Below are 20937 nucleotides of genomic sequence, written 5' to 3'. Positions count from 1 at the left end.
CGCCCGCTCGAGATGCGCGCGCATCTCGGGTGAGGGATGCGGGTAGGTCAGGCCGGATCGGCGACGGCTCTAGCGGCGCCGGCCCGGGCGGGCCATCCAGTCGGAGCGGTTGCCGCGCGGCAATGCCTCGCCCACCTGGATCCGCGACAGCTCCGCCGACCGGGACGCGATCCAGCCGGCATGTTCGGCCACCGGGGTCACCGCGGTGAAGCCGCCGCAGGCGGTCCGGCGCGCGCCCTGCTGGAGGGCGCCGCTCGACCAGCTCACCACGCCGACGATCCGGTAGCCGCCGGGGCCGCCGGCCAGGATCGGGCCGCCGGAATCGCCGAGGCACGCCCCGGCACCCGAGGTCTCGGCCATCCGCCGCCGGTCCGTCACCACGGTCACGCGATTGGCGACCTGCAGCGAGCCGATCGACACGAGATGCGCCAGCCGCAGGACCCGTGCCGAGTTCCGCCGGTTCTCCGCCACGACGCCGAAGCCCGCGATATCGACGGGCGCGCCGTTATCGATCGCGGCGGCCCCGCGCGGATCGAGGGGCATGTAGTCGGCGCCCAGCGGCTGCTCGAGCTTGAGCAGCGCCAGGTCGACGCCGGGCTGGTCCTCCGGGGTCGTGCCGGGGACGAAATCGGGGTGCATGGTCGCGGCGATCACCGCGGTCCGGTGCTGGCGGAAGCCGCGGTCCACGCTGATCACCGTGTAGCCGGCCGGGCGCATCACGCAGTGGGCGGCGCTGAGCACGAGGTCGGGCGCGATCAGCGTGCCCGAGCAGATCTCGCCCTCCGTGCTCTCGATGCGCACCACGAAGCTGCGCGCCCCGTTCGGATCCCGCGTGGTCGTGCCGTTGATTACCGCCGCGGCGGGGGCCGGCATCAGGCCCGCGACGGTGCCGAGCAGCGCCGCGCCGAGCAGGCCGCCTCCCAAACGGCCCGCGAGGCCGCCGCACAGGACGCGCTCGCGGAGGCCGGCCTTGCGGATCGGGCGAGGGAACATCGGGCACTCCAGGGGGGCGCGGGTGAGGGACGCCGTCGAACGGGCGCGGCGCCCGGTGAGCCTAGAGCAAGGCAATGTCCCGGCCAAGCTGAGGTTCCCTGCCGGTGAGGCCGGGATCTAGTCCGTCCAGCGGGCGCTCCGGCTCCAGGCGCCGAGCCTTTCGTCGATCCAGCCGCGCTGCGGTCCCAGCAGGATGCCCTGCGTGAGGCCGCCGCAGCTGCCGCCGATCCAGGCGGAGAGCGCCAGCACTCCGCCGTCGGGCGCCGCGATCGGGCCTCCGGAATCGCCCTGGCAGGCGCCGCCGGCGCCGCCCCGCAACCAGACCAGGATCCGGCTCGGCCCGTAGGGCTCGATCACCGGCAGGGCGACGCTGCGATAGGTGCCGGTCGAGCGCGGGTCGCCGGGTTTGGCGGCGCCGTAGCCCGACAGGGTCAGGCTGTCGCCGGCCCGCGGCATGGCCGCGCTCAGGGTCACGGGCGCGAAGCGGTCCGGCAGCGGAGTCGCCGTGCGCAGGAGCGCGAGGTCGATGGAGCGGCGCCGGGCCTTCGCGGCGCCGGCATCGTAGCCGGGATGCACCGCCCGCGCGGCGATCTCGACGAGGACGGGCGCGCCGGCCGCGTCGCGGAAATGGACCCGGTGCTCGCCGTCGGCGGCGCAATGGCCGGCGGTCAGCACCGTGTCGGGGGCGAGCACGATTCCGGTGCAGACGCCGCCCTTCGACGACAGGACCATCACGGCCCCGCCGGCCGGCGCCTCCGTGCCGCCGACGATGGCGCGCGCCGGCGCGGCCGCGAGCAGCAGGCAAGCCGCCAAGCAAGCCGCCAAGCAAGCGGCCAGGCAAGCGGCCAGGGGAGCCGTCGCGACGGCAAGGACCGCCGGGCGGCGCTTCGAAATCAGCATCGACCCACCATCGAGAGAGACGCGCGATGATCCCGTTACGCATCGACGCCGCCGCCGTCGAGCCGGTGAGCGTGGCCGACCTGCGCGCCTACCTGCGGTTCGAGTCCGACGACGACGGCGCCGAGGACGCGCTGCTCCAGGCCCTGATCACGGCGGTGCGGGCCAGCCTGGAGATCGAGACGCGCCGGATCCTCGTCCGGGGCCGCTACCGGATCGCGCTGTCCGCCTGGCCGTCCGACGGGCAGGTGCCGCTGCCGCTGAGCCCGCTGGTGGAGCTCCTGCGCGCCGGCTTCGCGGAGGCGGGGGGCGTCACCGACCTCGCCGCCGGGCTGGTGCGCCTCGGCCCCGACCCGGTCGAGGCGCCGGGCCTGCTGGTCGATCCGGCCGCGCCCGATCCCGCCGGGCGCACGATCCTGATCGAGGTCGCGGCCGGGTACGGGGGCGACGGACCGCCCCTGCCGGCGTCCCTGCGCCTCGCGATCCTGCGCCTCGCCGCCGCCCGCTACGAGCGTCGTGGCGACGAGCCGGACGCCGCCCGCACCGACGCCGCCGACCTCGCGGCGCCCTTCCGCCGGATGCGGCTGTGATGGCCCGGACCGGAGCCGCACCGATGGCCGCCTCGCGCCCACCCCTCGGCGCCCGCCGTCGGCGCTTCGTCCTCGAGCGTCCCCTGGAGGAGCCCGACGGGTTCGGAGGTGTCCTGCGCCGCTACGTGGCCGGCCCGGTCCTGTGGGGCGCCCTGGCGCCGGCGGGCATGGTCGATCGCACCGCCGGCGGCCGGACCGACACGCGGCCCGTCTACCGCGTCACCCTGCGGGGCCGGCCCCGCCTCGACCCGACGATGCGGCTCGTGGTCGGCCCCCGCCGCTTCGCGATCCGCGCTGTCACCGAGCCGGATGCGCGGGGCCGCGATTGCGTCTGCCACGTCGAGGAACTGCCGCGGGAGAGCCTGCCGTGAGCGACCCGAGCCCGCTGCTGGCCCTGCGCGCCGGCCTGATCGCCCGCTTCTCCGCCGATCCCGGCCTTGCGGCCCTGCTCGGCGGCCACGTCCGGCTCTACGACGAGCCGCCGCGGGGCACGCCGCCGGTCTACGCCCTGTGGGAGGATTCCGCGATCGAGGACGATGCCGTGGACGGGGCCGAGCGCCACCGCCACAGCCACGCGATCGCGGTGATCGCGCAGCCCGGCTCGGTCCGCACCGCCCTGGACGCTGCCGCACGCATGGCCGCGCTCCTGGCCGATGCGGCGATGCCGCTCGCCGGCTGCCGGCTCGTGACCCTGCGGGTCCGCGCCATCAGGGCCCGCCGCGACGCCCGGACCGGCGAGGCCCGGGCGAGCCTGGCGGTCGAGGCCGTCACCGAGATCCTGTGAGGGGAGGGGCCGATGGGCGCGCAGAAGGGCAAGGACCTGCTGATCCGGGCCGGGGACGGCGCGGGCGGCTTCGTGGCCGTGGCGGGCCTGCGCACCCGCCAGATCACGCTGAACGCCGAGACCGTGGACGTCACCAACGCCGATTCCGCCGGGCGCTGGCGGGAGCTGCTCGCCGGCGCCGGCGTGCGCCGAGCCGCGATCGCGGGCTCCGGGGTTTTTCGCGACCAGGCCTCGGACGCGCGCCTGCGGCTGATCTTCTTCGAGGGGGTGATCGAGACCTTCCAGATCGTGGTGCCGGCCTTCGGGCTCCTGGAGGGCCCGTTCCAGATCGCGAGCCTCGAATACCGCGGTGACCACGCCGGCGAGGTCACCTTCGACATGAGCCTTGATTCGGCGGGTGCGCTCGCCTTCGCGGCGGCCTGAGCCGAGGGGAGTCGCATGGTGAACCGGATCCGCGGCGCGGTGCCGCTCGATCTCGCGGGCGAGCGCTACACCCTCTGCCTCACCCTCGGGGCGCTGGCCGAGCTGGAATCCGCGCTCCAGGCCGGCGACCTCGCGGGGCTCGCCGCGCGCTTCGCGGGCGGGCGGGTCTCGGCGCGGGACCTGATCGCCCTGCTGGGGGTCGCCCTGCGGGGCGGCGGCCACGATCTCGACGATGCGGCGGTCGCCCGGCTGCCGCTCGCGGGCGGGCTCGACGCCGTCTCGGAAGCCCTCGGTGCTGTGCTGGCGGCGGCGTTCGGGGAGGCGCCGGGCCCGGCAAACCCTCCCCGGAGCCGTCCGTGACCGCGTCGCGGTCGGGGGCGGCTCGTGACCCTGCCGGCTTTCCGTGGGACGACGCCCTGGCGCTCGGCCTCGGGGTGCTGCGCTGGCGGCCGCAGGAATTCTGGGCGGCGACGCCGCGGGAGTTCGCCGCGGCCCTCGGCCGTCGCGCCGGTCCGGAGCCGCTGAGCCGCGCCGCCTTCGCGCGCCTGCTCGCCGCCTACCCCGATGCGGTGTCCGGTCCGACCTGACGATCGGAGCCATCGGACATGCACGAGCCTCCCGACCTCGACCTCATCCTGAGGTGCCCGCGACGCACCTCAGGATGAGGGGGATGGGTGGGACAACCCGGATTTGAGCCTCTTCCACGACAGGGCACGCCGATGACCGAAATCGAAACCGACACGCCGGCTGCCGCACGGATCGCGCAGCTCGAAACCCTCGACCGGCTCGCGCAGAATTTCGGCCGCAGCCTGGACGCGGCGCTGACCCGGGGCGCCGCCTCGGGGCGCAGCCTCGACGGCGTGCTGACCACCATCGGCACCCGGCTCGCCGGCGCGGCGGCCCGGGCGGCGGGCGGCTCGATCCAGTCGGGCCTCGCGGGCTTGATCAACACCGTGCTGGGTGCGGGATCCGAGACCGGCTTCGCGCGGGGTGGCGTGTTCCGGGGCGGGCGGGTCCAGCCCTTCGCGGCGGGCGGGGTCGTGGCCGCGCCGACCTACTTCCCCATGGCGGGTGGCACCGGCCTCATGGGCGAGGCCGGACCCGAGGCGATCCTGCCGCTGGGGCGCGGCCCGGACGGCCGCCTCGGCGTCGCGACCGGAGGCGCCCCAGCCCGCCCGGTCTCGGTGACCGTCCACATCGCGACCCCCGATCCGGCGGCCTTCCGCCGCTCGGAGGCGCAGGTGACCGCGAGCCTCGCCCGAGCCGTGGCGCGGGGCCAGCGGGCGACGTGAGGATCACGCCGCCTTCCGGGTCTCCGAGTCCCGCGCGCGGCTGCGGCGGCCGTCGACGCTGACCGGGGCCACGCCCTGGATCGTCACGCGCCGGACCACCCGGGGCTCGTCGCCGTAATCGTCCACCGCGCGGTGGACGGTCGCCCGGTTGTCCCAGATCGCCACGTCGCCCGTCCGCCAGGACCAGCGCACCGTGTTCTCGGGCCGGGTCGCGTGGTCGTGGAAGATCGCCAGCAGGTGCTGCGAATCCGCCGTGGTCAGCCCGACGATGCGCTGGATGAAATGCCCGACGATCAGGGAGCGCTCGCCGGTCTCCGGATGCACGTGGACCAGCGGGTGCTCGGTCTCGAACACGGTCCTGGTGAAGACTTCGTCGTAGCGCCGCCGCCCGGCCTCCGAGACGTTCACCCGCCCGCCGACATAGTCGTAGACGTTGGAGTGCAGCGCCCAGAGCTTGTCGGCGAGGTCGCGCAGGGGTTCGGGCAGGTCGGCATAGGCCGCCGCCGTGTTGGCCCAGAGCGTGTCGCCGCCATAGGCCGGGAGCGTCACCGCGCGCAGGATCGAGATCGCCGGGTAGGCCGGCACGAAGGTCACGTCGGTGTGCCAGGAACTCGCCCGCTCGCCGCGGCTGCCGTCGATGTCGAGGATGCCCGCCGTCCCCGCGAGCGACGGCACGGTCGGGTGCGGGACGAGGTCGCCGAGGCGCCGGCCGAACGCCTCCTGCCCGGCCTCGTCGAGAGTCTGGTCGCGGAAGAAGACGACCTTGTGGGTGGTCAGCGCCTGCCGGATCGCCGCCACGGTCCCGGTCTCGAGATCGCCCGAGAGGGCGACGCCGCGTATCTCCGCCCCGATGCGGCCGGCGACGCGGCGAATGTCGAGGGCGGATGCGTGCAGGGGCTGAGGATTGGCGCTCATCAAAGGATTTCCTGGCAGAACGGCGTCGCGTCGTGCGGATCGCGCGATGAACCGAGATGTGCAGGCCGAAAGGACTTCAGAGAACATCCGCTTCGGTGTGCCGATCTTCGATCAACCGCCGTCCTGTGTCGATGAACGGCGCTTTTGATTTTCCGGCTCCTCTCGAAAGACTTTTTTCAGCTGCTGCGATCCGGCAGCGATGACGTTCCCCGACGTCGCCAGACCGAGCCGAGGCAGGGCACCGCGATCGTCCTTGCGAGCGGAGCGAAGCAATCCAGCGGCGCCACGGTCACCGATGTCGCGCTGCCCTGGGTCGTGTCGCTGCGCTCGCGATGACGGCGGTGGCGTGGATGACCCGCGCGGCCCTGTCGCCACCCGAACCGGAGAGGTCCGCCATGGCCGACGACTTCCACGAGGTGCTGTTCCCCCTCGACGTGTCCCTGCGCGCCGGCGGCGGCCCGCAGCGGCTGACCGAGATCGTGACCCTGGCCTCGGGCCGCGAGCACCGGAACGGCCGCTGGGCCGATTCCCGCCGCCGCTACGATGCCGGCTTCGGGATGCGCGGCCTCGACGCGCTGCACGCCGTGCTGGCCTTCTTCGAGGAGCGCCGCGGCCGTCTCTACGGGTTCCGCTTCCGCGACCGGATCGACGGCCGCTCCGGGCCGCCGGGCCGGCCGGTCGGCCCCCTCGACCAGCCGCTCGGCACGGGCGACGGGGTCACCGCCACCTTTCCGCTGGTGAAGACCTACGGCGCCGGCTTCGCGCCCTATCGCCGCCGGATCGCCAAGCCGGTGGCCGGCAGCGTCCGGGTGGCGGTCGGCGGCCGGGAGGTCGGGCCCGAGGCCTTCGCGTGCGATCCCGCCACCGGCCTCGTGACCTTCGCGGCCGGCCACGCCCCCGGGCCGGGCGCCGCCGTGACGGCGGGCTTCGCCTTCGACGTGCCGGTCCGCTTCGACACCGACGAGCTGACCATCGACCTCGCGGCCTTCACGGCGGGCGAGATCCCGAAGGTGCCGCTCGTCGAAATCGTGCCGTGAGATAGGGGGCGTGCTGAGAACCGCGTCGCCGCGCCAGATGTTCGGCACCGTCATTCCGGGGCGCCGCAGGCGAGCCCGGACCCGGAGGGGCACGCCGGAGGCGGGCAATCCAGACACGCGTCGTCGCAGGATCTGCCGCCGCGGCGGCACTGGATCCCGGGCTCCGCTGCGCGGCCCCGGGATGACGGTGCGCAGTGGCTGAGGTCGTCAGGGCCGTCCTGCGCGAGCGCGCCGAGCGGAGGCGAGACATCGCCTTCATCCAACCCCAGGCCTTGAGGGGGGGCACCATGCGCGACATCCCGGAGGCTTTCGCGGCCCATCTCGCGGGGGGCGTGACCACCCTGTGCCGCTGCTGGTCCCTGCGGCGGCGGGACGGGGCGACCCTCGGCTTTACCGACCACGACCGCGACCTCACCGTCGCGGGCCTCGTCCACGAGGCCCGGACCGGGCTGGAGGCCGCCGAGGCCAGCGCCGAGCTCGGCTTCGCCGTCTCGGGCGGCGACGTGGCCGGGGCGCTCAGCAGCCTCGGCCTCACCGAGGCCGACATCGCCGGCGGCCTCTACGACGGAGCTACCGTGGAGACCTGGCTGGTCGACTGGACCCATCCCGGGACGCGGCTGCTCCTCGACCTCGCCACGATCGGTGAGATTCGCCGGGAGGGCGACGCCTTCGTGGCGGAGCTGCGCGGCCTCACGCACCGGCTCGATGCCGAGCGCGGCCGGACCTACCGGGCCACCTGCGGCGCCGCGCTCGGCGACGCCCGCTGCCGGGTCGACCTCGCCCCGTGGCGCACCACCGGCCGGGTGACCGGTGTTCCGGAACCTGCAACGCTCTCGGTCGCGCTGGCCGACGGCTTCGGGGACGGCCTGTTCACCGGCGGCCGGCTGACCTGGACCGCGGGGGCCAATGCCGGGTTCTCGGCGGATCTGCGTCTCCAGCTCGGCGCCCTGCTCGAACTCTGGAGCGCGCCGCCGCGGCCGGTCGCGGCCGGAGACGCCTTCACCGTCACGGCCGGGTGCGACAAGCGTCTCGCCACCTGCCGCGACCGGTTCGCCAACGCGGTCAACTTCCAGGGCTTCCCGCACATGCCCGGCAACGACGTGGTGATGCGGGCGGTGCCGGGCTCGGATCACACCCTCGACGGCGGGAGCCTGTTCCGATGAGCGCGATGCGGCGGGATGTCGGCGCGGCGGCGCTCGGCGAGGCGCGCCTGTGGCTGGGCACGCCCTACCGGCATCAGGCCTCGCTCCGCGGGGTCGGCTGCGACTGCCTCGGGCTGCTGCGCGGGGTCTGGCGCGGGCTCTACGGCGCCGAGCCCGAGGCGGTGCCGCCCTACAGCGCCACCTGGGCAGAATCGGCCGGCCCCGGCGCCGACCCGCTCACCGCGGCGGCCGCGCGCCACCTCGTGCCGGTGGCCGATGCGCCCGCGGCCTGCGCGTTGCGCGCGGGCGACGTGCTGCTCTTCGCCTTCCGCCGTCACCAGCCGGCCCGCCACTGCGCCATCGCCACCGGCGACGGCGCGATGATCCACGCCCATGACGGCGCGGTGGTCGCCGAGGTGGCGCTGACCGCGTGGTGGCGGCACCTGACAGGGGTGTTCCGGTTCCCGGAGGTCGTCGGTCCTGCGGCGACGCATGATCAGGATCCGCTGTCCGAGCGCGACTCGGGACACCGTGCGGCTTGAATTCGGACTCGTCGTCGACCGAGCGATCGCTTGAGGTCGGCTCAGGCCGCGGCAGCGACGCGCAGTTCGACCTGAAGCCCGACCGCGGAGAGCATCGCGATGAGCGAGTCGATGGCGAAAAGATCGATCTTGCCGCGCATCAGATCTGAGACGCGCGGCTGCGTGACACCGAGGATCTTCGCGGCCTGGACTTGGCTCAGGCCGGATTGCTCGATGTGATCCCGCAGGACCATCATCAGCTGCGAACGAATGCGCATGTGCGCGGCATCTGCCGGCGTGTCCTCAATCGCGTCCCAGACGCTGTCGAAAATTCGGTCGGTCATGAATTCAGCTCCCGGACGAGATCGGCGTAGCGCTGCTTGGCCAGGGCAATATCCGTCGACGCCGTCTTCCGCGTCGTCTTCCGGAAGCAGTGAAGGACGAAAATCGCGTCCGGAAATTTGGCTACATAGATGACGCGGAAAGCGCCGTCCGGTTCGCGGATGCGGATCTCGCGGACGCCTGATCCAACAGATGCCATCGGCTTCCAGTCGTCCGGATCGCGGCCGGATTGAACCCGGTCGATCTGGTGGCCCGCCGCGCGACGCGCATCCCTCGGAAAGCCGCGCAAGTCATCGAGCGCGCTTCCGCGAAACACCACGCTTCGGGATCGTCCGCTCACGGCCTCGGGACCGCACACCACGTTCCGATCCGCTGTTGATACAAAAATTTGTATACGCCGGCAACCGCTGCCGCGCGTCATCGCCCGGAGCCCTGCCATGGCGACGCTGATCCTGTCCTCGGCCGGCACGGCACTCGGCACCGCGCTGGGCGGCCCGATCGGGGGCATGCTCGGGCGGGCGCTCGGCTCCATGGCGGGCGCGGCGCTTGGCGGCGCGCTGTTCGGCTCCGGGCGGCACACCCGCTTCGTCGAAGGGCCGCGGCTCGCCGACGTGGCCGGGCTCACCTCCACCGAGGGCGACCCGATCCCCCGCGTCTACGGCCGCGCCCGGATCGGCGGCACCCTGATCTGGGCGACCCGCCCGCTGGAGGTCGCCAACACCACGGTGGCGCGCGCCGCCGCTCCGGCGAAGAGCCTGGGCGGCCAGAAGACCGTGACCACCCACTACGCCTATTTCGCCAACCTCGCGGTCGGCCTGTGCGAGGGCGAGATCGCCTGCGTCCGCCGGATCTGGGCGGACGGCAAGGAGATCGACCAGGCCGGCCTGACCCTGCGGGTCCATACCGGCGGCCTGGACCAGGCGCCCGACCCGCTGATCGTCGCCAAGGAGGGATCTGAGGACGCCCCGGCCTATCGCGGCCTCGCCTACGTGGTGTTCGAGTCCCTGCCGCTGGCCGAATTCGGCAACCGCGTCCCGCAATTCGCCTTCGAGGTGATCCGCCCGGTCAGCGGCCTGTGCGGCCGGATCCGCGCCGTCGACCTGATCCCCGGGGCGAGCGAGTTCGGCCTCGATCCGGACCGCGTCACCGTCGATCTCGGCCTCGGCCGGACCGAGGCCGCCAACCGCCACCAGCTTCAGCGCGCCACCGACGTGATCGCGTCCCTCGACGCGCTCCAGGCGCTCTGCCCGAACCTCCAGCGGGTCGCCGTGGTGGCGACGTGGTTCGGCTCGGACCTTCGCGCCGGGGCCTGCCGGGTGGTCCCGAAGGTGGAGGGCCGGCGGAAGCACGCCCTGCCGGCGGACTGGCGCGTCGCCGGGATCAGCCGCGCCGAGGCCGAGATCGTCTCGCTCCTGCCGGACGGCAGCCCGTCCTACGGCGGGACGCCCTCGGACGATGGGCTGACCCGGCTGGTGGCCGAGCTTGTCCGCCGCGGGCTGGAGGTGGTGCTCTACCCGTTCGTGATGATGGACGTGCCGGCCGGCAACGCGCTGCCCGATCCCCGCGTGCCCGGCGCGATCCAGCCGGCCTATCCCTGGCGCGGGCGCATCACCTGCGATCCGGCGCCCGGCCTGCCCGGAAGCCCGGACGGCACCGCTCGAGCCGACGCGCAGGTCGCGGCCTTCTTCGCGGGCGGCTACCGCGACGCGGTGCTGCACTACGCCGACCTCGCCGCGGGCTGGGCTGCGTCCGGCGTGCGGATCGCGGCCTTCATCATCGGCAGCGAGTATGTCGGCCTGACCCGGGTGCGCGGCGCCGCCGGCTACCCGGCCGTGCAGGCGTTCCGCGATCTCGCCGCCGCCGTGCGCGACCGCCTCGGGCCGGCGGTCGCCCTGGTCTACGGCGCCGACTGGACCGAGTACGGCGCCGATGTCCGCGACGGCGGCGCCACGATCCGGTTCCCCCTCGACGACCTGTTCGCAGATCCCGCCATCGCGGCGGTGGGAATCGACTGGTACCCGCCGGTTTCGGACTGGCGCGACGCGCCGGACCATGCCGACCTTGCGGTCGCGGGCGACATCACCGACCGCGCCTACCTCAAGAATCGGGGCGCCTCGGGCGAGGGATTCGACTGGTACTACGCCGACGCGGACGGACGCGCCGCGCAGGACCGCAGGCCGATCGAGGACGGCGCCTACGGCAAGGCCTGGATCTACCGGCCCAAGGATCTCGTGGCGTGGTGGTCGAACCGCCACGTCGAGCGCGACGGCGGTGTCGAGACCCGTGCCACCGCCTGGGTGCCGATGGGGAAGCCGATCTGGCTCACCGAGATCGGGGTGCCGGCGGTCGACAAGGGCACGAACGGGCCCAACGTCTTCCCCGACCCGAAATCCATCGAGAGCGCCGTCCCGCCGGAATCGCGGGGTCTGCGCGACGAGCTGATCCAGCTCCGCGGCGTCGCCGCGGTGATCGCGCGCTTCGACCCGGCGGTGCCGGGCTTCCGGGAGGCCGACAACCCGGTCTCGCCGGTCTATGGCGGTCGGATGGTCGACCCGGCGGCGCTCCATGTCTGGGCCTGGGACGCGCGGCCGTTCCCGGCCTTCCCGACCGTGCGCGGACCCTGGGCGGATGCCGGCAACTGGCGCATCGGCCACTGGATCACTGGGCGGATCGAGGGCTGCGACCTCGACCTGCTGGTCCGGCAGATCCTCGCCGAGTTCGGCTTCGACGCGCCGGTCTCCGTAGAGGCCGCCGCCTATCTCGACGGCTACGTCATCGACCGGCCGCTCACCGCCCGCGGCGCCCTGGAGACCCTGGCGCAGGTCTACGGCCTCGACGTCTCGGCGGTGGCCGGCACCCTGCGCCTCCGCGGGCCGCGCCGCGACCGGCCGGTGGTGCTCGCCGAGGCCGATCTGGTCCGGCTCTCCGAGGAGAAACCCGTACTCCGGCAGGTCCGGGCCGAGGAGAGCGCCCTGCCGCGCTCGGTGGAGCTCGGCATCACCGAATCCGAGAGCCCGGATTACCGCCGCGCCGCGGCGGCGGCCGTGCGGCCGGCGGGCGACCGGCGGCGCGAGACCCGGATCGAGGCGGCGATCGTCACCCGCCGCGAGACCGGCGACGCGCTCGCCGAGGCGCTGCTCGACCGGATCATCGCGGCCCGCGACGGCGCGGTGTTCACGCTGAGTCCGCGCCGGGTCGAGCTGGAGCCCGGCGACCTCGTGGCGGTCCCGGCGGACGTCCCGGGCGGCACGGTGCTGCGCAAGATCGACCGGATCGACGACGCACCCACCGGCCGCCGGATCGAGGCGAGCGGCGTGCCGCCGCGCGGCGGACCCGGGCGGGGGCTCGCCCGCAGCCCGGCTGTGCCGGCCGTCGCGCCGCCGGCCTTCCCGGGGCCGCCGCTGGCGCTCGCCCTCGACCTGCCGGTGGATCGGGGCACCCCCACGGTGCTGCAGTATCTCGCGGTGGCGGCCGAGCCCTGGCCGGGGGCGGCCGCTCTCTGGCGCGCGGACGGCGCGGGGCCGCTCGCGCTTCACGGCCGCGTCGACTATCCGGCCTGCCTGGGGCGCACCCGCGCGGCGCTCCCGGCCGGACCGCTCTGGCGCCTGCAGCGCGGCGTGACGCTCGACGTCACCCTGCGCCGGGGCGGCGCGCTCGCCTCCGTGGGGACCGCCACGATGCTCGCCGGCGGCAACCTGTTCGCGCTGATCGGCCCGGACGGTGCCGTCGAGCTGCTCGGCGCCGCGCAGACCGTGCTCACCGGTCCCGACACCTACCGGCTGTCCGGCCTCCTGCGCGGGCTCGCGGGCAGCGAGGACGTCGCCTCCCGGATCACCCCGCCGGGCAGCCTGATCGTGCGCCTGGACGACGGCGCGGTGGTCCCCCTGGTGGAGCGGCTCGACGAGGCCGGACGGGGCTTCCGCTACCGGATCGGGCCGGCGGGGAGCGATCCGGGCGATCCGGCCTTCACGGACCTCGCCGCGACCGCCGGCCTCGCGGCACTGCGGCCGCTGCGGCCCGTCCACCTGCGAGCGCGCCGGGAGGCGCAGGGCGTGCGGCTGTCCTGGATCCGTCGGGCGCGCCGCGACGGCGATTCCTGGGAGCCGGCCGAGATCCCGCTGGACGAGCCGGAAGCCTACGCGGTGACGCTCTTCTCCGGGGACGCGGCCGTCCGGACACTCCGGGCCGAGGCCCAGACCCTCCTCTACGCCGACGAGGCGGCGGATTTCGGCGGGCCGCAGACCAGCCTCGACCTGGCCGTGGCGCAGATCGGTGCCGTCGCCGGCCCCGGGCCCGCCCGTCGCGCCCGCATCCCCGTCCGCTCGGCCTGAATGCCCGGGAGTCTGCCATGTCCGACACCACGCCCCATCTCGGCCTGCCGCTGATCGCCGCGAGCCAGGCCCAGAAGCACGTCACCCACAACGAGGCGCTCGGCCTGATCGACGCGCTCGTGCAACTCGCCTGCCTCGACAAGGACCTGACCGCCCCGCCGCCGAGCCCCGCGGAGGGCGACCGCTACCTCGTGGCCGCGGCCGATCCCGGCGGCGCCTGGGCGGGCCTCGGGGGCCAGGTGGTGCGCTTCGCCTACGGGGTCTGGACCGGCGCGGTGCCCCGGGTCGGCTGGCTCGCCTACCTGATCGACGAGGCCGACCTCTACGTGTTCGACGGCGCCGCCTGGACGAGCTTCCGCCGGACGCTCGCGGCGGTCCAGAGCGTAAGCCGCCTCGGGATCAACACGGGTGCTGACGCCACCAACCGCCTCGCCGTCAAGGCGGACGCGGCGCTGCTGACCTGGGACGACGCGACGCCGGGCAGCGGCGACATGCGGATCTTCGTGAACAAGCGCGACGCCGCGCGCGACGCCGCCCTGGTGCTCGAAACCGGCTACGCGGCGCGCGCGCTGCTCGGGCTCCTGGGGAGCGACGATTTTTCCCTGAAGGTCTCGCCCGACGGCGCCGCCTTCGCCACCGCGCTCACCGCCTCGGCCAGGACCGGCGGGATCGATTTCGCCTCCACCGAGACCGCCCTGGCGGCCGCCGCCAGCACCGATCTCGGCGGCACCGGCACGCGGCGGGTGCTCGTGACCGGCGCGGGGCGGATCACGCGCTTCGGCACCGCGGCCGACCGAGAGCGGTTCGTGCGCTTTGCGGGCGGCGCGACCCTGGTGCACCATCCCGAAGCCCTGGTTCTGCCGACCCGGGCCGACATCGTGACGGCCGCCGACGATACGTGCATCGCGCTCTCGGATTCCGCCGGCCGCTGGCGTGTGTGGCACTACCAGCGGGCCGACGGGACGCCGCTGGCGGCCGGCGCGCGGCCCGCCGCGTGAGCGGTTTCGCGCGCGCCGTCATCCCGGGGCCGCGCAGCGGAGCCCGGGATCCAGACGCGCCGACGCGCCAGGACCTGCACCCCGAGCGGGTCTGGGTTCCGGGCTCGCCTGCGGCGCCCCGTAACGACGGAGGGGTGCTCACCCGGGGACGAGCGCCCGGAGCATCGCGGGCTCGACCGCCGCGTAGCCCGCGGCGTTGAGGTGGATGCCGTCCTCGGTGAAGGCGCGGGCCAGCGCCCCCGAGGGGTCGGCGAGAGGCGTCTGATAGTCGATGAGGCGGGCCGCGCCCGCGTCGCACAGGGTGCGCAGCCACGCGTTCAGGACGCGGATGCGCGCCACCGGCCGGAGTTCGGGACGCCAGCCCCAGAAATCGCTCGGCATCACGGTGCCGATCCAGAGCGGCAGCCCGGCCTCGAAGGCCAGCCGGCCCATGGCCAGGATGTTCGCGGCGATCTCCCGGTCCGGGACAGGGCCGCCGATCTCCGCGATGTCGTTGATCCCGCAGAGCAGGTGGATACCGCGCGCGCCTTCGGCGTCCCGGAGGAACCGCGCCCGGACCTGTCCGCTCGTCTGGCCCGGGACGCCGCGGGCCACGAAGCCGTGACGCGCGAAGGTCTCGGCCCGCTCGACGCCCCAGGCGGCGGTGATCGAGTCGCCGATGAACACCAGCGGCCGGTCCTGTCGATTCCCCACGCGTCCTCCCTCGGCACCGCGCCCGCACGGCCGCCATAGCCCGGCGTCGTGCCGGGCGCCATCGACCGGAGCACAGCCATGCCGACCACCGGAACGGCCCGGGCAGCGGGCGACGTCTTCGCGGCCGAATGCGGCCGCCTGGGCCCGCGCCTGATGCGCGATCTCGGCCTGACCGACCTGCAGGCGGCGGGGCTCCTGGGCAATCTCGGCCACGAGAGCGGCGGTTTCCGACAGCTGCAGGAGGTGGCGCCCGCGGTGGCGGGCTCCCGCGGCGGCTGGGGGCTCGCCCAGTGGACCGGTCCGCGACGCGTGGCCATGGAGGCGTGGTGCCGGGTGCGCGGCCTCGATCCGGCCGACCCGGAGGCCGGCTACGGCTACCTCTGCGCGGAGCTGCGCGGCACCGAGGCCGCCGCGCTCGAAGCCCTGCGGGCCGCCGCGAGCCTCGAAGCCGCCACCGCGGTGGTCTGCCGCCGCTTCGAGCGCCCCGGCATCGTCGCGCTGCCGAGCCGGCTCGCCTGGGCGCGCCGGGCGCTCGCCGCCCTGCGCGCCGCCGCCGGGCCGGTAGCCCCGGGGAAGCCGCCGAGCCGGCGCTGACCCTCCACCCGTTCCCGAGCCGGCCGGGTCCGCCGCGCGAACAACCCTCGGAGATCGACCATGACGCACCGCTTCCGTCTGGGGCTGGCTCTCGCCTGCGCGGCCCTGCCGTTCGCCGCCCTGCTGTCGCCGGCGTATGCCGCCGCCGCGCTGCCCGCCACCGGGGTGAGCCCGCCCTGGGGCGACTGGCTGACCGGCCTGCTCCAGCCGGTCTCGGCCTTCCTCGTGCCACTCGCGGCCGCGGCCGTGACCGCCGGCATCGCCCGGGTCGCGCCCTGGGCGGCCTCGGTGCTGACCCGCGACCGGGTCGAGGCGGCGATCCGCGCGGGGGCGGAGTTCGGCCAGAACGCCGTGGCCGGCGCCGCCAAGGGCCGGACCGTCAGCGTCGATCTCGGCTCCGCGGTGGTCGCAGCCGGCGCCCGGCACGTGCTCGCCACCGCGCCCGCCCACGTCGTCCGGTCGGCCGGCGGGGCGGAGGGCGTCGCGGCCCGGATCTTCCGGGCCCTGCCGCTCGATCCGCAGGCGAGTGCCGCGACCGTGCTCGCCCCGGCGCTGGCCGAGCTGCGCGAGCGCGACGGCCGGCCGAGTGCCGCACGGCAGGGCTGAGGCCGCGTCGCGGGGGCGGAACGATGACGCCGGGCGGTCCCGCCCGGCACCGGCCGGGAAAGGATACGCCTGCCATGACCGATCCCCGCCCCCCTGCGCACCGCGCCGCCAAGCCCGCTTCCGGGGCCCCTTCCAGGGCCGCTGCCGAATCCCGCGAGGACGAGGCCGGCCCCGGCATCGCCCTCGGGGGCCGGGCGCGGGCGATCCGCTTTCCGCCCTTCTGGCATGTCTGGTTCGGCCGCCAGACCGAGCCGCGCCTCGCCGCGCTCGACGAGATGGTCGACGCGCATGTCGAGCGGCGGGCTTTGCGCCGCTATCTGACGCGGCTGAACCACGCGACGGTTCTGGCCTTCCTCGGCGCCGCCGCGGCCGTGCACTGGTTCTCGGACCAGATTGCCTGGATCGCGGCGCGGATCCCCGCCCTGCGGTCACTCTGGATGCTCGTGGTGGGAGGGTGAGATGCACCTGTTGCGGTGGGATCAGATCCTCGACCGCCTCTGGCTGGCCGCCTCCGGGGCGGCGGCTCTGGCCCTCGCGCTCGATCTGGGTGCGCAGGTCGGGTCGCGCGGCTGGTCATCGGACGGCGCCGTCCTGACCGCGCTGGCCGGCCGCGCCCCTGTCGCGGCCGGCCTCGAACCGACACGACCCGGGATGCCGGCAGCCCGCCGGGAGACCGTTTCCGTGACCCGTCCTGCATTGCCTGTGCGAACCGGCGCCGGCGGGGGAACCGAGCCGGGTTCCGGGCCGTAGTGCCGGCACGATGCCGCCCACCGCCCTATCGCGCAGAACAGGATCTTTCGGTCAGCCCGCCGCCTCCACCGCGAGGGAACAACAGCCACGTATTCAGGGCGCATTCAGTGCCCGCGGCCCACATCTCGTGCCAATGCGCTACACCATCGCCCTGGTTGCCATCAGCCTGACCGCCGCGGCCCTCGCCGCGGGCGGCCTCGGCTCCATGGCCGATGACGGGCCGGCCCCGCAGACGGGCGCCGTCTCCAGCCAGGCGCCGCTGCGGATCGAGGCCTGCCTGTCGCCCGCCGACATGCGCGAGGAGGTCGGCGAGCGGCGGGTGATCCCGCCCGTGGCGGCGATCCGCGCGGCCCGCACGGTGATCCCCCGGGCCGAGATCCAGCGGGCGAGCCTGTGCCGTTACGAAGACACGCTCGTCTACATGCTCACCGCCTTGCGCCGGGACGGGCATTTCGTGCACGTGATTGTCGATGCGCGCACCGGCACTGTCGCGGGACAATATTGAGCGGGCGCCTAACCCGACCTGGAATGGAGTGAGCCGTGCGTCTGCTCGTCGTGGAGGATGACAAGGACATCAACCGGCAGGTGGTCGCCGCGCTGGAGGAGGCCGGCTACGTCGCCGACAAGGCCTATGACGGCGAGGAGGGCGGCTATCTCGGCGAGAGCGAGCCATACGACGCCATCATCCTCGACATGGGGCTGCCCAAGGCCGACGGCGTCAGCGTGCTCCAGAAGTGGCGCCGGGCCGGGGTGAAGACTCCGGTGATCATCCTCACCGCCCGGGACCGCTGGTCCGACAAGGTCGACGGGTTCGATGCCGGGGCCGACGACTACGTCACCAAGCCCTTCCACATGGAGGAGCTGATGGCGCGCGTCCGCGCGCTCCTGCGCCGGGCCGCCGGGCACGCCTCCAGCCAGATCGCCTGCGGGCCGGTGACCCTCGACACGCGCTCCGGCAAGGTGTTCGTCGACGGCGCCCAGGTGAAGCTGACGAGCCACGAATACCGGCTGCTCTCCTACCTGATGCACCATACCGGCCGGGTCGTCTCCCGGGCCGAGCTGACCGAGCACCTCTACGACCAGGATTTCGATCGCGACTCGAACACGATCGAGGTGTTCGTCGGGCGCCTGCGCAAGAAGCTCGCGGTCGACCTGATCCAGACCGTGCGCGGCCTCGGCTACCTCGTGGATCCCAACCAGCCGCCGGCGCGGGTGTGACGGCCGTGCCGGGGCCCGGCACCCTGCCGGCCGTGTTCATGCGCGGCGGCACCAGCAAGGCGCTGATGCTGCACCGCCGGGACGTGCCGGGTGACCTCGCCGCCTGGGAGCCGGTCTTCCTTTCCGCCATGGACAGCCCCGACCCGTTCGGGCGGCAGCTCAACGGCATGGGCGGGGGCGTCTCGTCGGTCTCGAAGATCTGCGTGGTCGAGCGCTCCGCGCGGCCGGACGCCGACATCGACTACACCTTCGTGCAGGTGGTGGTCCGCGACGGCCGCATCGACCTCTCGGGCAATTGCGGCAACATGCTCTCGGCCGTGGGACCGTTCGCGATCGACGAGGGGCTCGTCGACGTCCCGGACGGCCCGGTGCGGCTGCGGATCTACAACACCAACACCCGCAAGCTGATCGAGGCGCGCTTCGCCGTCCGGGGCGGCCGCGCGGTCTATGGCGGAGACCTTCCGATCCCCGGCGTGACCGGCACCGGCGCGCCGATCCGTCTGGACTTCGTCGATCCCGGCGGCGCCACGACCGGCCGGCTCCTGCCCACCGGCGCCGTCCGTGAGCATCTCGACGTGCCGGATCTCGGCGCGATCGAGGCCTCGCTGGTGGATGCCGCCAATGCCTGCGTGTTCGTCCGCGCCGCCGATCTCGGGCTCGCCGGCACCGAGCTGCCCGCCGCCCTGGAGGCGGTGCCGGGCCTGCTCGACCGGCTGGCGCGGAACCGCCGCGCCGGCTCCGTGGCGATGGGCATCGCGCCCGACCTCGAGGCGGCGGCGCGCATCGTCCACGTGCCCTTCGTCGGCCTCGTCGCGCCGCCGCGGGATTCCGGCAGCCTCTCCGGCGAGACGATCCGCGCCGCCGAAATCGACCTGACCGCCCGGGTAATCTCCAACGGCGTGCCTCATCAGGCCCTGCCGCTCACCGCCACCCTGTGCCTCGCGGTGGCCGCCCGGATCGAGGGCAGCCTCGTCCACGAAGCCGCGCGGCCCACCGACGCCGCCCTGCGGGTCGGCATGCCGTCGGGCATCCTCACCGCCGATGCCACCGTCACGCGGGATGGCGAAAGCTGGCGGGCGGAGCGCGGCTCGTTCTTCCGCACGGCGCGCCCGCTGATGCGGGGCGAGGTGTTCTACGATGCACCGCCGCCCGTCTGAGCGACCGACGCATCCATGATCGACCTCATCGGCCTCTTCTCTCTGCGCCGCCGCTCCATCGCGGTGCGGCTCGCCGTGTCGGCGTTCCTGGCCAGTTCGGCGATCCTGCTGATCGCGGCCTGGATCCTCACGACCCTCTATCGCGAGAACACCGAGCGGTCGTTCGACAGCCGGCTGCTCGTCTTCGCCAACAACCTCGCCACCGATCTCGTCTCGCCCAACGATCCCGAGAGCCGGACCTTCTCGCTCGGCGACCCGCGCTTCGACCTGCCCCTGTCCGGCTGGTACTGGCAGGTCGGCAAGCCCGATGCGAAGCCGCGGGACGTGCGCACCTCCCGCTCCCTCGTCGGCGTGCCGCTCCCGCCCGCGACGGATTCGGACGGCAAGGTCGGGGTCGGTCAGATCCGCCAGGGCTACGGCAAGGGGCAGGACGGGCGCCTCCTGCGCATCATGGAGCGCGACGTCGATCTCGGCGAGGAGGGCCGCTACACGGTCCGGGTCGCCGGCCCGGCCGACGAGATCGTCAACGACGTCGACCGGTTCCGCAATTCGCTGACCATCACCTTCGGCCTGCTCGGCCTGTCGCTGGCGATCACCACCCTGCTGCAGATCCGGTTCGGCCTGGCGCCGCTCAAGAAGATGCGCGCCGCGCTCGGCGCCGTGCGCCGCGGCGAGGCCGACCGCATCACCGGCACCTATCCGCGCGACATCGCCCCGCTCACCGGCGAGGTGAATCTGCTGATCGAGACCAACCGCGAGATCCTGGAACGCGCCCGCACCCAGGTCGGCAACCTCGCCCATGCCCTGAAGACGCCGCTCTCGATCATCGTCAACGAGGTCGGCGCCTCCGATGCCCCGGAGGAACTCGCCCAGAAGATCCGCGAGCAGGCCGCGGTGATGCGCGACCAGGTCAACTACCATCTCGACCGGGCCCGCGCCGCCGCGCTCGCCGGCACGCTCGGCACCTCGACCGAAGTCGAGCCGGCCTTGGCCGGCCTCGTGCGCACCTTCGGCAAGATCTACCGCGACAAGGACATCGCCTACGACGTCCACGTGCCTCCGGGCCTCCGCTTCCGCGGCGAACGCCAGGATTTCGAGGAGATGGTCGGCAACCTCGTCGACAACGCCTCGAAATGGGCGCACGGCCGGGTCGCGATCCGGGCCGAGGCGGTATCCAAGGACGATTATCCCCATCTCGTCGTCGCCATCGAGGATGACGGCCCCGGCCTGCCGCCGGAGGCGCGCCAGGCTGTGCTCGGCCGCGGCCGGCGGCTCGACGAATCCAAGCCCGGCTCGGGCCTCGGCCTGTCCATCGTGGCCGACCTCGCCGCGCTGTACCGGGGTCACTTCACGCTGGAGCAGGCGGCTCTGGGCGGCCTGCGGGCCGTGCTGGAGGTTCCGGGCGACGCGCCGGTGGGCGCGACGGCGCATTGAGAGCCGGATGCTCCGCGGCTCCGGTGGCCGGGGTCCGCCGTGTTCAACAAGCTTTGACCGGGGCTGTCGGCGCGCACGCTGAGGGGTGGTTCCCCCTCGGCCCTTGTCATCGCGGTGAAGTTGCGTGACACCGTGCCGCCGCCGGGGGGCGTCGTGGCGTCACGCTGTCGGCTCCACATGGTGTGGAGAGGTGCGGGCCGGTCCGGCCTGCTGGCGAAGG

26 protein-coding genes are annotated in these 20937 nt (G+C 74.2%); 20 read left to right on the top strand and 6 right to left on the bottom strand.

The features are described from left to right. Positions 1-69: 69 nt before the first annotated feature. On the bottom strand, positions 70-993 hold the full coding sequence (locus AC3WSN_RS19360; protein ID WP_492540108.1) for a S1 family peptidase: 924 nt from the start codon (positions 991-993) through the stop codon (positions 70-72). Between the two features lie 117 nt (positions 994-1110). Then, entirely contained in the window at positions 1111-1893 is a 783-nt protein-coding gene (locus AC3WSN_RS19355; protein ID WP_492540106.1) for a S1 family peptidase, read from the bottom strand. 26 nt (positions 1894-1919) lie between these two features. On the opposite strand from AC3WSN_RS19355, the gene AC3WSN_RS19350 reads away from it, so the two are divergent. The 7 genes from AC3WSN_RS19350 to AC3WSN_RS19320 all read left to right on the top strand — a co-directional run bounded on the left by AC3WSN_RS19350 (position 1920) and on the right by AC3WSN_RS19320 (position 4979). Next, positions 1920-2480: a head-tail connector protein gene (locus AC3WSN_RS19350; protein ID WP_492540104.1), complete on the top strand. Its 561-nt coding sequence runs from the start codon at positions 1920-1922 to the stop codon at positions 2478-2480. Between the two features lie 23 nt (positions 2481-2503). After that, positions 2504-2851, top strand: a complete 348-nt coding sequence (locus AC3WSN_RS19345; protein ID WP_492540102.1) for a head-tail adaptor protein — start codon at positions 2504-2506, stop codon at positions 2849-2851. After that, positions 2848-3264: a tail completion protein gp17 gene (gene gp17 / locus AC3WSN_RS19340; protein ID WP_492540100.1), complete on the top strand. Its 417-nt coding sequence runs from the start codon at positions 2848-2850 to the stop codon at positions 3262-3264. Before AC3WSN_RS19345 ends, gp17 begins: the two co-directional genes overlap by 4 nt. A 12-nt stretch (positions 3265-3276) precedes the next feature. Beyond that, positions 3277-3687 carry a phage major tail protein, TP901-1 family gene (locus AC3WSN_RS19335; RefSeq protein WP_238196226.1) on the top strand — a complete coding sequence of 137 codons (411 nt, stop codon included), beginning with the start codon at positions 3277-3279 and terminating at the stop codon, positions 3685-3687. A gap of 15 nt (positions 3688-3702) precedes the next feature. Continuing rightward, positions 3703-4047, top strand: coding sequence for a gene transfer agent family protein (locus AC3WSN_RS19330; protein WP_192709872.1), 345 nt, complete (start codon positions 3703-3705; stop codon positions 4045-4047). Then, positions 4044-4274, top strand: coding sequence for a rcc01693 family protein (locus AC3WSN_RS19325; protein ID WP_492540098.1), 231 nt, complete (start codon positions 4044-4046; stop codon positions 4272-4274). Before AC3WSN_RS19330 ends, AC3WSN_RS19325 begins: the two co-directional genes overlap by 4 nt. A gap of 132 nt (positions 4275-4406) precedes the next feature. Continuing rightward, positions 4407-4979, top strand: a complete 573-nt coding sequence (locus AC3WSN_RS19320) for a phage tail tape measure protein (RefSeq protein ID WP_492540096.1) — start codon at positions 4407-4409, stop codon at positions 4977-4979. Positions 4980-4982: 3 nt separating this feature from the next. Here AC3WSN_RS19320 and AC3WSN_RS19315 read toward each other — a convergent pair whose 3' ends face one another. Continuing rightward, positions 4983-5894 (bottom strand): TauD/TfdA dioxygenase family protein, encoded by a 912-nt coding sequence (locus AC3WSN_RS19315; protein ID WP_492540094.1) that lies wholly within the window; start codon positions 5892-5894, stop codon positions 4983-4985. Positions 5895-6289: 395 nt separating this feature from the next. On the opposite strand from AC3WSN_RS19315, the gene AC3WSN_RS19310 reads away from it, so the two are divergent. The 3 genes from AC3WSN_RS19310 to AC3WSN_RS19300 all read left to right on the top strand — a co-directional run bounded on the left by AC3WSN_RS19310 (position 6290) and on the right by AC3WSN_RS19300 (position 8615). Further along, on the top strand, positions 6290-6931 hold the full coding sequence (locus AC3WSN_RS19310) for a phage distal tail protein, Rcc01695 family (protein WP_492540092.1): 642 nt from the start codon (positions 6290-6292) through the stop codon (positions 6929-6931). 287 nt (positions 6932-7218) lie between these two features. Beyond that, positions 7219-8094 carry a phage/gene transfer agent baseplate hub protein gene (locus AC3WSN_RS19305; protein ID WP_492543175.1) on the top strand — a complete coding sequence of 292 codons (876 nt, stop codon included), beginning with the start codon at positions 7219-7221 and terminating at the stop codon, positions 8092-8094. Then, positions 8091-8615 (top strand): NlpC/P60 family protein, encoded by a 525-nt coding sequence (locus tag AC3WSN_RS19300; RefSeq protein ID WP_492540090.1) that lies wholly within the window; start codon positions 8091-8093, stop codon positions 8613-8615. Before AC3WSN_RS19305 ends, AC3WSN_RS19300 begins: the two co-directional genes overlap by 4 nt. Before the next feature lie 41 nt (positions 8616-8656). Here the strand turns inward: AC3WSN_RS19300 and AC3WSN_RS19295 are convergent, their stop codons facing one another. Then, entirely contained in the window at positions 8657-8938 is a 282-nt protein-coding gene (locus tag AC3WSN_RS19295; RefSeq protein ID WP_492540088.1) for a helix-turn-helix domain-containing protein, read from the bottom strand. After that, the gene (locus tag AC3WSN_RS19290; protein WP_492540086.1) at positions 8935-9375 is read right to left on the bottom strand and encodes a type II toxin-antitoxin system RelE/ParE family toxin; all 441 of its coding nucleotides are present in this window, start codon (positions 9373-9375) and stop codon (positions 8935-8937) included. Before AC3WSN_RS19290 ends, AC3WSN_RS19295 begins: the two co-directional genes overlap by 4 nt. On the opposite strand from AC3WSN_RS19290, the gene AC3WSN_RS19285 reads away from it, so the two are divergent. Together AC3WSN_RS19285 and AC3WSN_RS19280 are read left to right on the top strand one after the other, a co-directional pair. After that, entirely contained in the window at positions 9374-13267 is a 3894-nt protein-coding gene (locus tag AC3WSN_RS19285) for a baseplate multidomain protein megatron (protein WP_492540084.1), read from the top strand. The two genes, AC3WSN_RS19290 and AC3WSN_RS19285, sit on opposite strands and share 2 nt — an antisense overlap. 17 nt (positions 13268-13284) lie before the next feature. Then, positions 13285-14265, top strand: coding sequence for a DUF2793 domain-containing protein (locus AC3WSN_RS19280; protein ID WP_492540083.1), 981 nt, complete (start codon positions 13285-13287; stop codon positions 14263-14265). A 138-nt stretch (positions 14266-14403) separates the two neighbouring features. Here AC3WSN_RS19280 and AC3WSN_RS19275 read toward each other — a convergent pair whose 3' ends face one another. Further along, positions 14404-14958 (bottom strand): GDSL-type esterase/lipase family protein, encoded by a 555-nt coding sequence (locus AC3WSN_RS19275; protein WP_492540081.1) that lies wholly within the window; start codon positions 14956-14958, stop codon positions 14404-14406. Positions 14959-15036: 78 nt separating this feature from the next. Between AC3WSN_RS19275 and AC3WSN_RS19270 the strand changes: the two genes are divergently transcribed. From AC3WSN_RS19270 to AC3WSN_RS19235, 8 genes are all read left to right on the top strand, one after another. Further along, positions 15037-15552 (top strand): phage tail tip lysozyme, encoded by a 516-nt coding sequence (locus AC3WSN_RS19270; protein ID WP_192709884.1) that lies wholly within the window; start codon positions 15037-15039, stop codon positions 15550-15552. 60 nt (positions 15553-15612) lie between these two features. After that, entirely contained in the window at positions 15613-16158 is a 546-nt protein-coding gene (locus tag AC3WSN_RS19265; protein ID WP_492540078.1) for a hypothetical protein, read from the top strand. Between the two features lie 74 nt (positions 16159-16232). Beyond that, on the top strand, positions 16233-16616 hold the full coding sequence (locus AC3WSN_RS19260) for a hypothetical protein (RefSeq protein WP_492540076.1): 384 nt from the start codon (positions 16233-16235) through the stop codon (positions 16614-16616). A gap of 1 nt (position 16617) precedes the next feature. After that, positions 16618-16908, top strand: a complete 291-nt coding sequence (locus AC3WSN_RS19255; protein WP_492540075.1) for a hypothetical protein — start codon at positions 16618-16620, stop codon at positions 16906-16908. A gap of 133 nt (positions 16909-17041) precedes the next feature. Continuing rightward, entirely contained in the window at positions 17042-17413 is a 372-nt protein-coding gene (locus AC3WSN_RS19250; protein ID WP_492540073.1) for a PepSY domain-containing protein, read from the top strand. Positions 17414-17448: 35 nt separating this feature from the next. After that, entirely contained in the window at positions 17449-18126 is a 678-nt protein-coding gene (locus AC3WSN_RS19245) for a response regulator transcription factor (RefSeq protein ID WP_192709888.1), read from the top strand. A gap of 5 nt (positions 18127-18131) precedes the next feature. Next, a complete protein-coding gene (locus AC3WSN_RS19240; RefSeq protein ID WP_492543173.1) occupies positions 18132-19283 on the top strand; it encodes a 2-methylaconitate cis-trans isomerase PrpF family protein in 1152 nt (383 codons plus the stop codon). A gap of 15 nt (positions 19284-19298) precedes the next feature. Further along, the gene (locus tag AC3WSN_RS19235) at positions 19299-20717 is read left to right on the top strand and encodes an ATP-binding protein (protein WP_192709889.1); all 1419 of its coding nucleotides are present in this window, start codon (positions 19299-19301) and stop codon (positions 20715-20717) included. Positions 20718-20937 lie beyond the last annotated feature (220 nt).

Source organism: Methylobacterium sp. FW102-HT35C08, from assembly GCF_058790235.1.
Note: the sequence above shows the minus strand (reverse complement) of the source record. Positions and strands in the feature narration are given on the sequence as shown.